This window comes from Parapedobacter sp. 2B3 (assembly GCF_041925275.1).
GTDB classification, from domain to species: domain Bacteria; phylum Bacteroidota; class Bacteroidia; order Sphingobacteriales; family Sphingobacteriaceae; genus Parapedobacter; species Parapedobacter pyrenivorans_A.
Genome location: NZ_JBHEUZ010000003.1, coordinates 196,291 through 211,134 on the forward strand (window position 1 = coordinate 196,291; position 14,844 = coordinate 211,134).

Consider the following 14,844-nt stretch of genomic DNA (forward strand, 5'->3'; position numbering starts at 1 on the left):
CGTCGTTTCAGTGCACAAACAACCCCACGGTAAGAAAGACACTGTGCTGGTAAAAGCTATTGCCAGCAAAGCGTGAATCAAACTGCTGGAAGCCGTAACCGGTACTAAACAACAAATCCGAGCCACCTATTAACATGTGGCCGTACGTGATGCCTGCCCGCGCCGTGAAACCCCTAAAGAAGTCGGCACCGATACTGGGCGCATAGCCCGCATTGGCCAGCACACCGAATGCGCCCAACGCGGATACCTCGGCTACCGGCACCCTGAAATCGGCGTAGATCGGCAACGTATTTACACGGCGCGTAGACCGGCTACCATCGCCCAAGGTCGCCGATCCGCGGTACACATCGTTGCCAACGCCCAAACCGAGATACATCCGGTCGTAAAAATTACGTCCAAATGCAAACTGGAATTGATAGCCATGCATCACGGATTGATCGGCCGAGGTGGCTACACCGAAAATCCCACCCGCTTGCAAAAGCGTATACGTGCCCCGGCGTTGGGCGTGGGTAGAAAAACATGTACAGACCAAGACGAGTACGGTTACCAATGTGTATTTATTCATCGTGTTTCGCTAATAAAGTATTTTATATATCAATTCTTTCAGTAAATCGCCCTGTTCCAGGTTCACCGCATTCAATCCCTTTGACTTCAGGTCATATTCACGTAGGTGGGCCATGATATCGAACGTTTTGCGCCTATTGAAACTGCGGGCAGCAATGTCGTACTCCCGCGTGAAAAACGGATGCACACCCAGCTCGCGGGCGACTGCCTGGGGCGACCGGTCGGTAAGGTAATGGTACTTCAACACCTTGGTGAAATAACCCCCAATAGCCCCCAACACTACCGGCATGGGATTACTGCGCGGGTTGGCACCGAAATAGTCTACGATACGGAAAGCCTTGACCGCGTCCTTTTTTGCCAACGCAGTGGTGAGCTCAAAAACGTTGAAATCTTTGCTGATGCCAATATTTCGCTCAATGTCCTGAACCGATATTTCCTGCTCTTTGGGCACATTGAGCATCAGCTTATCGAGCTCATTGACCACCTTGGACAAATCGGTGCCCAGGTACTCCGCCATCATGGCTGCCGCCTGCGGGTGGATACCCCAGCCACGGTCCTTCACATAATTCGTTATCCAAGGAGCCACCTTGTCGTCGTACAGCTTCGGCGATTCCAGTACGGCACCGGCTTTCTCCGCCACTTTATAGATTTTCCGTCGCTTATCGAATTTACCATATTTATAGGCGATTACGAGCACCGTGCTCTTCATCGGATTCTCAAGGTAAGCCAACAGTAATTCGTCTTCCTTCCATTTCAGGTTTTGCGCTTCCTTCACGATGATGACTTGGTAATCGCTCATCATCGGATAGCGTTTAGCTGCACCCACAATCGTGGTGAAATCGGTGTCTTTGCCGTAGAGCACCGTTTGGTCGAAGCCTTTCTGCGCATCATCCAACACCGTTGTCTCTATACAGTCGCTCACCAAATCGATACCATACGACTCTTCGCCATGGAGCAGGTATACGGGCAGGAGCTTCTTGCCCTTTATATCGGAAATGATTTTATTGGTATCCATTTATTTACTAACCACATTTATACCCTACTTTTGCAAGATGTTCACCCCCATACCCCTCAATCTGCCTGCGTATGCGGCCCACATCCAGCAGGATGGCACGAAGCTACTCATATTTGATGAATTGAGGAAGAAACAACTTGTGCTGACACCCGAAGAGTGGGTGCGTCAGCATTGGATACACCACCTCATCCACGGAAAACGGTACCCCCGGTCGCTTATCAAGATAGAAGGCGGGTTAACGCTCAACGGCATGCCCCGGCGGAGCGATCTGATGGTCTACGACACGCAGGGAAACAAGGTGCTGCTGGCAGAGTTCAAGGCCCCTTCCGTCAAAATCACCCAGGCCACGTTCGAGCAGATTGCTCGGTACAACATGGTTCACCGCGTGCCGCTCCTCTTGGTAAGTAATGGGATGCAGCACCACTATTGCCGCATCCATTTCGACGAAGCCCGTTTCGAATTTCTCGCGGACCTACCCAACTACGGGCAGTGATGCGCTCCCGCATCCACCAAGGTAAACCGACAGGCTGGCAGTAGACAAGCGCGGCATTTTGGCAGGCTACGATCCCTGCCGCCCGATGGCGCGATGTTTGTTCAACCACAAATACCGCGCAGGTATTTAATAATTGGACGAAATCACCTATATTAGCAAGATAAAATAGAACAGAAACCATGAGTATTGATAAAAACGAATTCAGGAAATATGCCATCAAGCACCACCGCATTGGTAGTCACCATGTAGATGGATTCATCGGCCGCGTGGAGCGGAAAATGCCGACATCCCTCACCCCCTACATCATCGAGGAACGGCAGATGAACGTTGCGCAGATGGATGTCTTTTCGCGGCTGATGATGGACCGCATCATTTTTATGGGCGACCCCGTAGGCGACCAAGTGGCCAATATCATCCAGGCACAGCTCCTGTTCCTACAATCAGCCGATGCACAACGCGACATCCAGATTTACATCAACTCCCCCGGAGGCAGTGTTTATGCCGGATTGGGCATCTATGACACCATGCAATACATTACGCCCGATGTGGCCACCATCTGTACGGGCATGGCGGCATCGATGGCTGCCGTACTGCTGTGTGCCGGTGCCAAGGGGAAACGGGCCGCACTAACCCATTCGCGGGTGATGATACACCAGCCTTCGGGCGGCGCACAGGGGGTGGCTGCCGATATGGAGATCAACCTCCGCGAAATGCTGAAAATAAAGAAAGAACTATACGATATCATCGCACACCATTCGGGCAAAAGCTACGAATGGGTCGAAAAATCGTCGGACCGCGACTATTGGATGATTGCTGAAGAAGCCAAAGAACACGGCATGGTGGATGAAGTGCTGGCGTCCAAAAAGGGAAAATAACCATGGCGAAAAACACAAAGGAAGTTACTTGCTCATTCTGTGGCATCCGGAAGCAGGACGCGCTGATGCTCATTGCGGGCGACGGTGCGCATATCTGTGACCGCTGCATTGCCCAAGCTGGTGAGATATTGACCGAGGAGATGAACCTCCGCAAGAGCAAGGCCCTCCAAACCACACTGAAACTCATACGCCCCATCGAAATCAAGGAGCATCTCGACCAGTACGTTATCGGCCAGGACGATGCCAAGAAAGTGATGGCTGTAGCGGTGTACAATCACTATAAACGCCTGAACCAGAAAGCGGACAAGGACGAAATCGAATTGGAAAAATCGAACATCATCCTCGTGGGCGAAACGGGCACGGGAAAGACGTTGCTTGCCAAAACAGTCGCAAAGATCCTGAACGTTCCATTCTGTATCTGTGACGCTACCGTATTGACGGAGGCGGGCTACGTGGGCGAAGACGTGGAAAGCATACTCACGAGGCTGCTGCAGGCTGCGGATTACGACGTTACCGCTGCCGAGCGCGGAATCATCTACATTGACGAAATCGATAAGATAGCCCGCAAAAGCGACAACCCTTCCATCACACGCGACGTGTCTGGTGAGGGTGTACAGCAAGCGTTATTGAAAATCCTAGAGGGAACCATTGTAAACGTACCACCCCAGGGTGGACGTAAACACCCCGACCAGAAGATGATAGCCGTGAACACCAACAATATCCTCTTCATGTGCGGTGGCGCATTTGATGGCATACAGAAAAAGATAGCCAACCGCCTGCGCACGCAGACCATCGGGTATAAGGTAAACCAGGATGAGGCAGAAATCGATGTGAACAACCTGTACAAATACATTACACCGCAGGATTTGAAAAGCTTCGGTCTTATTCCAGAACTGATCGGCCGACTGCCGGTACTTACCTACCTCAATCCGCTCGATAGAGAAACGCTGCTGAACATCCTTACCGAGCCGAAGAATGCGCTGATCAAGCAATACCGGAAATTGTTTGAATATGAGGATGTGGAACTTAAGTTCGATGACGATGTTTTCCAGTTCATCGTGGATAAAGCGAATGAATTTAAGCTCGGGGCGCGGGGGCTCCGATCCATTTGCGAGGCCATCATGCTGGATGCCATGTTTGAAATCCCGTCTGATAAGGGTGAACAGAAAACCCTGTATATATCGCTCGAATATGCCAAGCATAAATTCGAGAAATCCGATTTAAAGAAGCTGAAAGCAGCGTAACGTTTCTCCCCCCGCCGAAAACGGGGGGATTTTCATTTTATGGCCATGGCAAAAAAGAAAGACATACCCGCACAGACACCCATCAAACCGGGCTTGAAAACCAAGGAAGACATTGTAAACAACTGGCTACCCCGGTATACCAACCGGCCATTGGGCGAATTCGGCGACTACATCCTGCTCACTAACTTTTCCAACTACGTAAAGCTCTTTTCGGAGATGCACGGCAATGCGCCCATCCTGGGGCTGGATAAGCCGATGCAAAGCGTGACGGCCGGGGGGATCACCATCATTAATTTCGGGATGGGGAGCCCCATGGCGGCCACCATCATGGACCTGTTGTCTGCGATATCGCCCAAGGCGGTACTTTTTCTGGGCAAGGCGGGCGGACTGAAAAAGAAAAACAAGATCGGCGACCTCGTGCTGCCCATCGCTGCCATCCGGGGTGAGGGCACGTCCAACGACTATTTTCCGCCCGAGGTGCCTGCGCTACCGGCCTTTGCTTTGCAAAAGGCTATTTCCACGACCATACGCGACCACTCCCTCGATTACTGGACGGGCACCGTCTATACCACCAACAGACGGGTATGGGAGCACGACAAAGATTTCAAGAAATACCTGAAAAGCATCCGTGCCATGCTCGTGGACATGGAAACGGCAACGATTTTTTCCGTTGGCTTTGCCAACAAGATTCCTACAGGTGCATTGTTGCTCGTATCGGACCAACCAATGATCCCCGAAGGGGTGAAAACGGTGGAAAGTGACTCGAGCGTGACCGCCGAATTTGTGGAAACCCACCTCACGATCGGTATCGAATCGCTCCGACAGCTGATCAACAACGGACTAACGGTAAAACACCTGCAATTCTAACCGCTCAAAACCTCACGACCATGTGGCATGACAACATATTGGAAACGATCGGAAATACGCCAATCGTTAAGTTGAATAGGATCACTAACCAGCTGAAAGGGACGATATTGGCAAAAATAGAAACCACCAATCCTGGCAACTCCATCAAAGACCGTATGGCGGTGAAGATGATCGAAGACGCAGAGGCGGCCGGACTGCTTAAACCGGGAGGCACCATTATCGAGGGCACCTCCGGCAACACCGGTATGGGGCTGGCCATGGCCGCCGTGATAAAGGGTTACCGCTGTATTTTCACGACAACGGACAAGCAATCGAAGGAAAAGATCGATGCTTTGCGCGCATTCGGTGCTGAAGTCATCGTATGCCCCACCAATGTGGATCCGGAAGACCCCCGCTCCTATTACTCGGTTTCCAGCCGACTGGAACGCGAGATTCCCCGTTCATGGAAAGCCAATCAGTATGACAACCTCTCCAATACGCAGGCCCACTATGAACAGACGGGCCCGGAAATATGGGAACAGACCGAAGGGAAAATCACCCACCTGGTTGCCGGCGTAGGCACCGGCGGCACCATCAGTGGGGCTGGCAGATACCTCAAGGAGCAGAACCCCGACGTCATCGTATGGGGCATTGATTCGTACGGATCGGTATTCAAAAAATACAAAGAGACCGGCATCTTCGACAAGAATGAAATATACCCCTATATTACCGAGGGCATCGGCGAAGACTTCCTTCCTAAAAATGTAGATTTCGACGTCATCGACCACTTCGAGAAAGTAACCGACAAAGATGCGGCACTGATGACAAGGGAGTTGGCGCGCGCCGAAGGCATCTTCGCCGGCAATTCAGCGGGGGCAGCCGTAGCCGGCCTGCTCCAGCTCGGCGAACGGCTTCACGACGACTCGGTGGTGGTGGTTATCCTGCACGACCATGGCTCGCGCTACATGGGCAAGATGTACAACGAGGATTGGCTCCGCGAACGGGGATTCCTCGAAGACGAAAAACTGACGGCCCAGACCATCCTGAGGAAACGGGGCGACGTGCCGCTCATCATGGCCGATGTGGAGCAATCGGTCATTGAAACATTCAACAGCATGAAGGCACTCAACATCTCGCAGATACCCGTCACCCAGCAGGGAATGATCATCGGCAAGGTGACCGAATCGGACATCCTCCATGCGCTGTTGGAAAATCCAGCGTTGAAGTCGGCCGACGTTATGGAAATATGCACACCGCCGTTTCCTTTTGTCGACCTGCGTACTTCCATCGACAAGATATCGTCCCTCATCCACAAGGATAACCAAGCGGTGCTGGTAGAAGATGAATATGGCAAAATAGCCATCATCACCCAATACGATATCATCAATGCCATTTCGGGATAAAAAAATCCGCCTCGTTCTTTTAAACGAGGCGGACTTTCTAACGCAGCCGTATCAGCTACTGCTTATGCACCAGCTACGAGCGTCACTTTAAAATTGATTTCTTTGCTGATGAGGTCATCGGCCTGGCCAGCGTAGTTTACGCCCCAGTCTTCGCGGGCAATATTGAAATCGGCCGTCGCCTTCACAGCGGTATCCGTTGCTTCTTGCACCTGCGCATCAAAGGTGATGTTCTTGGTGACACCGCGGATGGTCAGATTGCCCGAAATGGCAACGGTACCTGCGGCTGCTCCGTCTTGCACATTCGTGATCTCGAAACTAGCCTCCGGGTGGTTATCCACATCGAAGAAGTCCGCAGACTTCAAGTGGCCTTCCAATTTTCCTTTGTATTCGCCATCCAGATCGTGGTTGGTAATGGTGGTTAGGTCGATGACGAAATTGCCGCCCACCAGCTTGCCCTCTTCCACTGTCAGCGTGCCTGACTTGATCTGGACATCACCGTGGTGCTGACCGCTCACCTTCCGGCCGGTCCAGTGTACCGAAGACTGTTCGGTATCCACAGCAAGGTCATTGCCCGCTTGCGATAATGTCGCGGCTTCCACATTGTCTGATGTTTCCGCTCGCTTTCCTTCGGGGTTGCTCACGCATGATGCCAGCACCAGTGCGCCCGCGACCATTGATAATACTACTTTTCCCATGCTTTTTTGACGATTAAGTAATTATATGGTTAAACATTTATTTTGCAAAAATATAGAACGGGCCTGTTTTTCCCTAATGCATACAGGCAAATTAACAATTTATAGACAAAAATGTTTTCAGTGAAGTTTCGGGTCGGCCTGGATGCGTTTGATATCGGCACCCAATGCCTGCAACCGATGCTCGATATCCTGGTAGCCACGTTCAATCTGCTCAATGTTGTGGATAATGGATTTCCCTTGGGCAGAGAGTGCTGCAATCAGCAGCGATACACCCGCCCGGATATCCGGTGAGGTCATTTCAATCCCTCGCAGCCGGAACGCGTTATTGAGACCGATCACGGTTGCCCGGTGCGGATCGCAGAGGATAATCTGTGCCCCCATGTCAATCAGCTTGTCGACAAAGAACAACCTGCTTTCAAACATTTTCTGGTGGATAAGCACGTTACCCTTGGCCTGCGTGGCCACCACCAGTACGATGCTCAGCAAATCGGGTGTGAAGCCGGGCCACGGTGCATCCGAAATGGTAAGGATAGAACCATCAATAAACGTATCGATTTCGTAGCTGCTTTGGGCAGGTATGTAAATGTCATCCCCGCGGAGCTCGAACTGTATCCCCAACTTGGAAAATACCGTGGGGATAACCCCCAACTCATGGAAGTGTACATCTTTGATGGTCAACTCCGAACCCGTCATCGCTGCCAACCCGATAAAAGAGCCGACCTCGATCATATCGGGCAACATGCGATGTTCCGTGCCCCCTAGCTGGTCTACCCCCTCAATGGTAAGCAGGTTTGATCCGATGCCGGAAATATTTGCCCCCATGCGGTTCAGCATCTTACACAGTTGCTGGAGATAGGGCTCGCAGGCCGCATTATAGATAGTCGTAGTGCCCTTGGCGAGCACGGCGGCCATCACGATATTGGCGGTACCTGTTACGGACGCCTCTTCCATGAGGATATACGTGCCGGTGAGGTTGGTGGCATCGACGTTGAAAAAATGCGTATCGGCATCGTAACGGAAGCGGGCACCCAATTTCTCAAACCCGAGGAAGTGGGTGTCAAGCCGGCGGCGGCCTATTTTGTCGCCGCCCGGTTTGGGGATAGCTGCCTTACCGAATCGGGCCAACAACGGTCCGACGATCATAATCGATCCGCGCAAGCCACTACCTTTCGCCTTAAAGGCTGCCGACTTGAAATAATCGAGATTGATATCGGTTGCCCGGAACGTGTAGGTATCTTTCCCGAGCCGGTGCACCTCCACCCCCAGATCGACCAACAATTCAATCAGCTTATTCACATCCTTGATGTCGGGGATGTTACTGATGGTCATCGGCTCATCGGTAAGCAACACCGCCGACAGAATCTGGAGCGCCTCGTTTTTAGCCCCTTGCGGTACGATCTCGCCCTTCAGCGGCTTTCCACCGTGTATTTCGAATGCATTCAATGCTTCTTCTTTTTCTTTTGCAGCTGCTGTTTTTTATTCTTTCCGTTGTTATTGTTTTGCTGGACTGCCCCGCCTTTTGTACGGCTGCCCGGGGGCGGGCTTTTGAAGTCGAGCTTGGTCAAGGTCGCGTCTGGTGGAAGCTGCAGTTCACCGCCCGAAAGATCGCGGAGATCGGCGATGATCGAATCGTCCTCTACCGAATCCTTATTCCACGTGAGGTAGGCCATTTTCATGAAATTGGCAATGGCGAGCGTCATACTTTGCTTCTTCTCCGGGTCATTGATTATCCTGGCCCGCTCAATCATTTGTTCGATGGTATGGCCGTAATGCTTGAACCGGATGCGATGTTGCGGATAGTCGAGCAGATCGGGCTTGGGATGGATCGAATCCTGATCGGGTATAGGATAGGGTGAATCCACATCTATTTTGAAATCGGATATGATGTGCAGGTGATCCCACAGCTTGTGCTTGAAATCGGCCACATCACGTAGGTGTGGATTGAGGAATCCCATCATGTCTATCACAACCTGGGCATGGCGGTTGCGTTCTTCCTTGCTAGGCAGGGTGCAAATGTAATCCACCATATTCTGCACGTTACGGCCATATTCTGCCAAAATCAGTTTCGGCCGCGTGCTATTGTAATCAAAGTCTATTTCCATTGTTGTTTCGTTGTTATTCCGCTCATCCTACGATGCGTAATTTCGCAAATTTAAGCAACAATTGTTTCTGCCCCAATTCTTTGAAGAAAATAGTTGCTTTCACGTCACTTTTGTTGCCTTCCAGTTGGATCACTTTTCCAAAACCAAAGCGTTCGTGTTCGACCTCCATGCCCACTTGCAGGCCGCTGGTATCGGACGGTTCAAACCCCGGTGTTGGCGTATGCGCTTTGAGCAGCAGTGTCCTTGTTTTGGGCACCACCTTCGGCTTGGGTTTGGTAAACACATCCCGATCGCCCCACGCAGACCGTTCCTCGGCAAACGATGCGGAGCCTTCGGGAGCCGACCGCGGCTTGAAATCGAGCTCCAGGTAGGCCGGGTTCAGTTCGTCGAGAAACCGGCTTGGCTCGCAGTTATTGAGCGTACCCCAGCGGTAGCGCGACGTTGCATAGCTGAGCGTTAGCTTTTTCTCGGCACGGGTCACCGCCACGTAGAAAAGCCGTCGTTCTTCTTCCAGGTCGCTGCGTGAGTTGAGCGACAACTGCGAGGGAAACAGATTTTCTTCCAGCCCCACGATAAACACGTGGGGGAATTCCAGCCCTTTCGACGAATGGATGGTCATCAGCGAAACGGTATCCGCGTTGGGGTCTTTGTCGTTGTCGTCATTGGTGAGCAGGGCGATGTCTTGCATGAACACGTCGAGCCCCCTGTCTTCGATATCCTCACGCTCGCTAAACTCCTTGATACCGTTGAGCAGCTCCTGGATGTTTTCGTAACGGCTGAGGCCTTCCACGGATTTATCCGCATACAGGTCTTTCAATATCCCCGAGTGCTGTGCAATGTGCATAGCCGCATCGTAAGCCGTATGCTTTTTAGCTTCTGCTTGGAAGCCCTGTATCATGGTGGCAAATAGGCCGACAGCGCCCGCGCTGCGCCCATCGAGATGGGTGGCCGCGTTGCTGATGACCTCCCAAAGGGTGAGCTGGCGCTGGTCGGCAGCAACGCGTATGCGATCCAAGGTGGTGTCGCCGATACCGCGGCGCGGGTAGTTGATCACCCGTTTGATGGCCTCTTCATCGTTCGGATTGAACGTAAGCCGGAAATAGGCAATCAGATCCTTGATTTCCTTACGCTGGTAGAAAGAGGTTCCGCCATAGATTTTATAGGGGATATTGATTTTCCGCAGGGCTTCTTCCATGGCGCGCGACTGCGCGTTGGTACGGTACAGGATGGCAAAATTCCGGTAATGACCTCCGTGGAGGGCACGTTCCTGGGCAATCGCTTCGGCTACGATCTTTCCTTCCTCGTTATCGCTGAATGCCCGGTGTACCTTGATTTTATCGCCGGCCTCGTTCTCCGAAAACACATGCTTCTTCAACTGGTCCTTGTTGTTGGCGATCACGCTGTTGGCAGCGTTGACGATATTCTGTGTGGAGCGGTAGTTCTGCTCTAGCTTAAAGACCTTCAGGTCGGGATAATCCTTCTCGAAATTGAGGATATTTTGGATGTTTGCCCCGCGGAAGGCATAGATGCTCTGTGCATCGTCGCCTACCACACAAATATTTTCGTTGATGGCGGCGAGCTTGCGCACGATTAGGTATTGCGAGAAATTGGTATCCTGGTACTCATCCACCATCAAGTATTTAAACTTATGCTGGTACTTGTGGAGCACTTCGGGATATTCGCGGAACAGCACGTTGGTTTTGAAGAGCAGGTCATCGAAATCCATCGCACCGGCCTTATAGCACCGCTGGGCATACGTGAGGTAAATCTGGCCCAGTTGCCCACGGCCATTGGCGAAGTCATCGGCCTGCAGCTGCTCGTTGCTGTTATATTCCTGTGCCGAAATCAAGTTGTTTTTGGCCGATGATATCCGGTTGTAAACGAAGTTTGCATTGTACAGCTTATCGTCGAGCTGCATCTCTTTAAGGATGCTGCGGATAAGGCTTTTGCTATCGTCCGTATCGTAGATGGTAAAATTGCGCGGGTAGCCGATATGCTCGGCTTCGACCCGCAGTATCTTGGCAAACACCGAGTGGAAGGTCCCCATCCAAATATTCTTGGCCTCGTTGCCCACCACGCTCATAATCCGTTGGCGCATTTCCTTGGCGGCCTTGTTGGTAAAGGTGAGCACTAAAATATGGAACGGGTCTACGCCGTTGCGGACCAAGTGGGCCACGCGGTAAGTGATTACCCGGGTTTTACCCGAGCCAGCACCCGCTACGATCATCACAGGCCCTTCGGTCTGTTCCACGGCGGCCCGTTGCGACGGGTTTAAACCAGCTAAATAATCCAAAATCGTCTACGCTAAATATCTTCCTCGATTGCGGTGTAAAGATATAAAATTTCAGCCTAAAAAGGCGAATCGTCGTTCATGTCGTTCATGCGCGACTGCCGGGTGATGCTTCCCGGTTGATCGAACGACGCAGATGGGGCCATGCCCGACGAAAACGAACCCGAATCGCCGAAGGGTGCGCCACCGCCGAATGAGAAGTCGTCTTCGAGGTCGGCAAATTTCACATACTTGCCAATGAACCTGAGCTGCACCGTTCCGGTTTCACCGTTCCGGTGCTTGGCGATGATGACCTCGCCAACACCCGCCGTGGGCCGCCCTGCCTCGTCTTCGGTAAGGCCGTAATATTCGGGACGGTAGAGGAACAGCACCATATCAGCATCCTGTTCAATGGAGCCCGATTCGCGCAGGTCGGATAGCATGGGCCGCTTACTTCCACCAGGCCGGCTTTCCACCGCCCGGCTCAACTGTGAAAGGGCAATGACGGGGATATTCAATTCTTTGGCGACCGATTTAAGCGACCGCGAGATGCTACCGATTTCCTGCTCGCGGTTGCCCCCCTTGCCATCGCTCTTGCCGTGCATCAGTTGCAGGTAGTCGACGATGACCATCTGGATGTCGTATTGCGCTTTCAATCGCCGGCATTTGGCGCGGAACTCGAAAATATTCAGTGCCGGGGTATCATCGATGAGCAAGGGAGCCTGCGTAAGCCTGCCGATGCGCGAATGCAGTTGGGTCCACTCATGGTCGGCCAGGTTGCCCTTCCGCAGCTTTTCCTGCTCGATTTCGGTCTCGCCGGCAATAAGGCGGTTGACCAATTGCACGGACGACATTTCGAGGGAGAATACCGCTACGGGTTTATCATGGTCAACTGCCGCATTGCGCGCGCAGCTCAGTACGAAAGCCGTCTTTCCCATGGCTGGCCGCGCGGCCACGATCACTAGGTCAGACGGTTGCCACCCCGACGTCATCCGGTCCAGCTCGGTAAAACCCGATGGTACGCCGGTGAGTCCATCGGTACGGTCGCGCAGCGTCTCCAACGCCTCCACGGCCTCCCGCATGATGTCGTCCATCTTGCGTGTGTCCCGCCGCAGGTTGTTTTGGGCGATATCGAACAGGCTTTTTTCGGCATGGTCCAACAGGTCGAAGATATCGGTGGTATCTTCGTAGGCGTTGTTGATGATTTCGGTCGATATCTTTATCAGCTCGCGCTGGATGTACTTCTGCGAAATGATACGCGCATGGTATTCGATATTCGCAGCCGAAACCACCCTGTCTGTAAGTTGCGTGATATAATAAGCCCCCCCTACCAGTTCCAGGGCACCCATCTTGCGCAATTCGGCCGTTACCGTGAGCAGATCGATGGGCGATGTTTTCTGGAACAGGTTGTAAATGGCTTCGAATATCTTTTGGTGCGCCTCCACATAAAACGTTTCGGGCTTCAGAATATCGATGACTTCGCTGAGCGCATTTTTCTCCAGCATGAGTGCCCCCAGCACGGCCTCTTCCAAGTCTCCGGCCTGCGGAGGCAGCTTGCCCAATCCGCTCACCAAATTATTCAGCCGCGTACGGCGCTCGGCAAACGAACCCCGCCCTGATGGACTCGATGGATTGGAAGCATATTCATTTTGGTTTGTCATCTTATTTACAACAACGTTTTATTTCAGTTTATCTATAATAAAGCAGCATCGATACGGTGGTTTATCACCGGTTGCCATTTCAAAAACAGCGTAACAAAACTAGGGAAATTTACGGGCCGCTTTCCGACAAGTTCTAAACAACCTTTTCACACCCCCTTTTTCCCTACCGTGTTTCCGCTGGAAACAAGTGCAATTAACAGGACAGTTTATCAACGCCCAATGTGCAAAAAATGTTAATAAAAGCCAGCAGACACTGGAAAACAACAAGATACAACTTTGTTAATAACTTTACCAATTGTTAATGCGCCAAAAACCACGCCAATGAAGTGCGTTTCAAACCACCGCGATAGGGAACAAATGAGTACCAGTTGATTAGAAATTTTAAGGGTCGAAAATAACGTAAATCCAGCGCGATCGGCAGCCGCCGGAATCAGATCAGATTACCTGGGCAATCGCATAGCCACTGGCCCATGCCCACTGGAAATTGTAACCGCCCAGCCACCCGGTCATGTCCACCCCCTCGCCGCCGAAATACAATCCCGGTACGCGCTTCGCCTCCAATGTCTGCGCTACCAATTCATGGGTGGCTACGCCGCCGCGCATCACTTCGGCCTTGTCATAGCCCTTATCGCCTGCAGGCGTTACCGTAAAGCGGTGTATCGTCGTTCCCATCAGTTTCGCATCGGCTTTGCTCAGCGAAGCGATCTTGGTATCGATAGGGAGGAATTTGCCGAGGGATTCAACAAACCGGCGCGAATAGAAGTCGCCCAGCAGTTGCCGCACCAGCCGTGCTCCCCCCGCCTGGCGTTGCTGCTTGATAAGCTGTTCCATGTCGTGGTGCGGAAGCAGGTCGATGGTGATGGCTTCGCCTGGTCGCCAGTAGGACGACAGTTGCAGGACCGCCGGACCGCTGAGCCCCCAATGGGTAAAGAGGATGTTCTCTTCGAAAGCAGCCCGCGCATTGGACACCCGGCAGTACACGCTGTTGCCCGAAAGTGCTGCGAACCAATCGGCATCCTTACCCGTGATGGCCAACGGAACCAATGCCGGCGCCGTGGGCACCACTTCAAGCCCAAACCGGCGTGCGGTGCGCACCGCAAAATCGCTGGCACCCAGCTTCGCCACCGGCAATCCGCCACTGGCCACCACTACCGAGCGCCCACTAACGCGCCGTACTTCGCCATCCCGGTCGTATGACACCTCGAAATGGCCATTGGCCGGTTTATCCACGGCGACTGCCCTGCTATTCAGCGCCATTTCCTGACCGTATTGCTGCATCAGCTTAACAAATACGTTTACTACGTCCCTTGCCTTATCACTTATGGGGAACAGTTGGCCCAGTGTCTTCTCCTTCCCCAAGATGCCGTTTTGTTCGAAAAACCGAACCGTGTCCGCTACTGTCCATTGTGCAAACACGGCCTGGGCAAATGCAGGATCGGCCGATATGAAGTTTTCCACGGCCGTGTACAGGTTGGTATAATTGCACCGACCACCACCCGAAATCAGGATTTTGGCTCCCGGTCGGCCGTTGTTTTCCAACACGAGCGTATGCCGGCCGCGCATGCCCGCCTGGACCGCGCACATGAGGCCGCAGGCCCCACCGCCGATGATGATGGCGTCATAAGTCATTTTTAGTCGTAAGTCTTTTTTAGTCGTAAGTCACTAGTCATAAGTCTT

General features: G+C 52.5%; 13 protein-coding genes. 5 read left to right on the forward strand and 8 right to left on the reverse strand.

The annotated features are described in order from the left end of the window. Positions 1-7: 7 nt before the first annotated feature. Together ACEVG1_RS05420 and holA are read right to left on the reverse strand one after the other, a co-directional pair. The gene (locus tag ACEVG1_RS05420; RefSeq protein ID WP_374742559.1) at positions 8-565 is read right to left on the reverse strand and encodes a hypothetical protein; all 558 of its coding nucleotides are present in this window, start codon (positions 563-565) and stop codon (positions 8-10) included. A 9-nt stretch (positions 566-574) separates the two neighbouring features. Then, a complete protein-coding gene (holA, locus tag ACEVG1_RS05425) occupies positions 575-1,579 on the reverse strand; it encodes a DNA polymerase III subunit delta (protein WP_374742560.1) in 1,005 nt (334 codons plus the stop codon). A 37-nt stretch (positions 1,580-1,616) separates the two neighbouring features. Between holA and ACEVG1_RS05430 the strand changes: the two genes are divergently transcribed. The 5 genes from ACEVG1_RS05430 to ACEVG1_RS05450 all read left to right on the forward strand — a co-directional run bounded on the left by ACEVG1_RS05430 (position 1,617) and on the right by ACEVG1_RS05450 (position 6,440). After that, positions 1,617-2,072, forward strand: coding sequence for a type I restriction enzyme HsdR N-terminal domain-containing protein (locus tag ACEVG1_RS05430; protein WP_374742561.1), 456 nt, complete (start codon positions 1,617-1,619; stop codon positions 2,070-2,072). Positions 2,073-2,251: 179 nt separating this feature from the next. Beyond that, entirely contained in the window at positions 2,252-2,947 is a 696-nt protein-coding gene (locus ACEVG1_RS05435) for an ATP-dependent Clp protease proteolytic subunit (protein ID WP_374742562.1), read from the forward strand. A gap of 2 nt (positions 2,948-2,949) precedes the next feature. Continuing rightward, entirely contained in the window at positions 2,950-4,191 is a 1,242-nt protein-coding gene (clpX, locus tag ACEVG1_RS05440; RefSeq protein ID WP_374742563.1) for an ATP-dependent Clp protease ATP-binding subunit ClpX, read from the forward strand. Between the two features lie 45 nt (positions 4,192-4,236). Beyond that, positions 4,237-5,058, forward strand: a complete 822-nt coding sequence (locus tag ACEVG1_RS05445; RefSeq protein WP_374742564.1) for an AMP nucleosidase — start codon at positions 4,237-4,239, stop codon at positions 5,056-5,058. Positions 5,059-5,078: 20 nt separating this feature from the next. Further along, positions 5,079-6,440, forward strand: coding sequence for a pyridoxal-phosphate dependent enzyme (locus ACEVG1_RS05450; protein ID WP_374742565.1), 1,362 nt, complete (start codon positions 5,079-5,081; stop codon positions 6,438-6,440). 62 nt (positions 6,441-6,502) lie between these two features. On the opposite strand, the gene ACEVG1_RS05455 is transcribed toward ACEVG1_RS05450, so the two are convergent. The 6 genes from ACEVG1_RS05455 to ACEVG1_RS05480 form a co-directional block, all read right to left on the reverse strand. Then, positions 6,503-7,135, reverse strand: coding sequence for a YceI family protein (locus tag ACEVG1_RS05455; RefSeq protein WP_374742566.1), 633 nt, complete (start codon positions 7,133-7,135; stop codon positions 6,503-6,505). Positions 7,136-7,252: 117 nt separating this feature from the next. After that, on the reverse strand, positions 7,253-8,578 hold the full coding sequence (gene murA, locus ACEVG1_RS05460; protein WP_374742567.1) for a UDP-N-acetylglucosamine 1-carboxyvinyltransferase: 1,326 nt from the start codon (positions 8,576-8,578) through the stop codon (positions 7,253-7,255). Continuing rightward, entirely contained in the window at positions 8,575-9,231 is a 657-nt protein-coding gene (locus ACEVG1_RS05465; RefSeq protein WP_374742647.1) for a DUF4290 domain-containing protein, read from the reverse strand. Before ACEVG1_RS05465 ends, murA begins: the two co-directional genes overlap by 4 nt. Before the next feature lie 28 nt (positions 9,232-9,259). Beyond that, entirely contained in the window at positions 9,260-11,530 is a 2,271-nt protein-coding gene (locus ACEVG1_RS05470) for an ATP-dependent helicase (protein ID WP_374742568.1), read from the reverse strand. A 56-nt stretch (positions 11,531-11,586) separates the two neighbouring features. Beyond that, positions 11,587-13,167: a replicative DNA helicase gene (gene dnaB / locus ACEVG1_RS05475; RefSeq protein ID WP_374742569.1), complete on the reverse strand. Its 1,581-nt coding sequence runs from the start codon at positions 13,165-13,167 to the stop codon at positions 11,587-11,589. 435 nt (positions 13,168-13,602) lie between these two features. Then, the gene (locus ACEVG1_RS05480) at positions 13,603-14,796 is read right to left on the reverse strand and encodes an NAD(P)/FAD-dependent oxidoreductase (RefSeq protein ID WP_374742570.1); all 1,194 of its coding nucleotides are present in this window, start codon (positions 14,794-14,796) and stop codon (positions 13,603-13,605) included. Positions 14,797-14,844 lie beyond the last annotated feature (48 nt).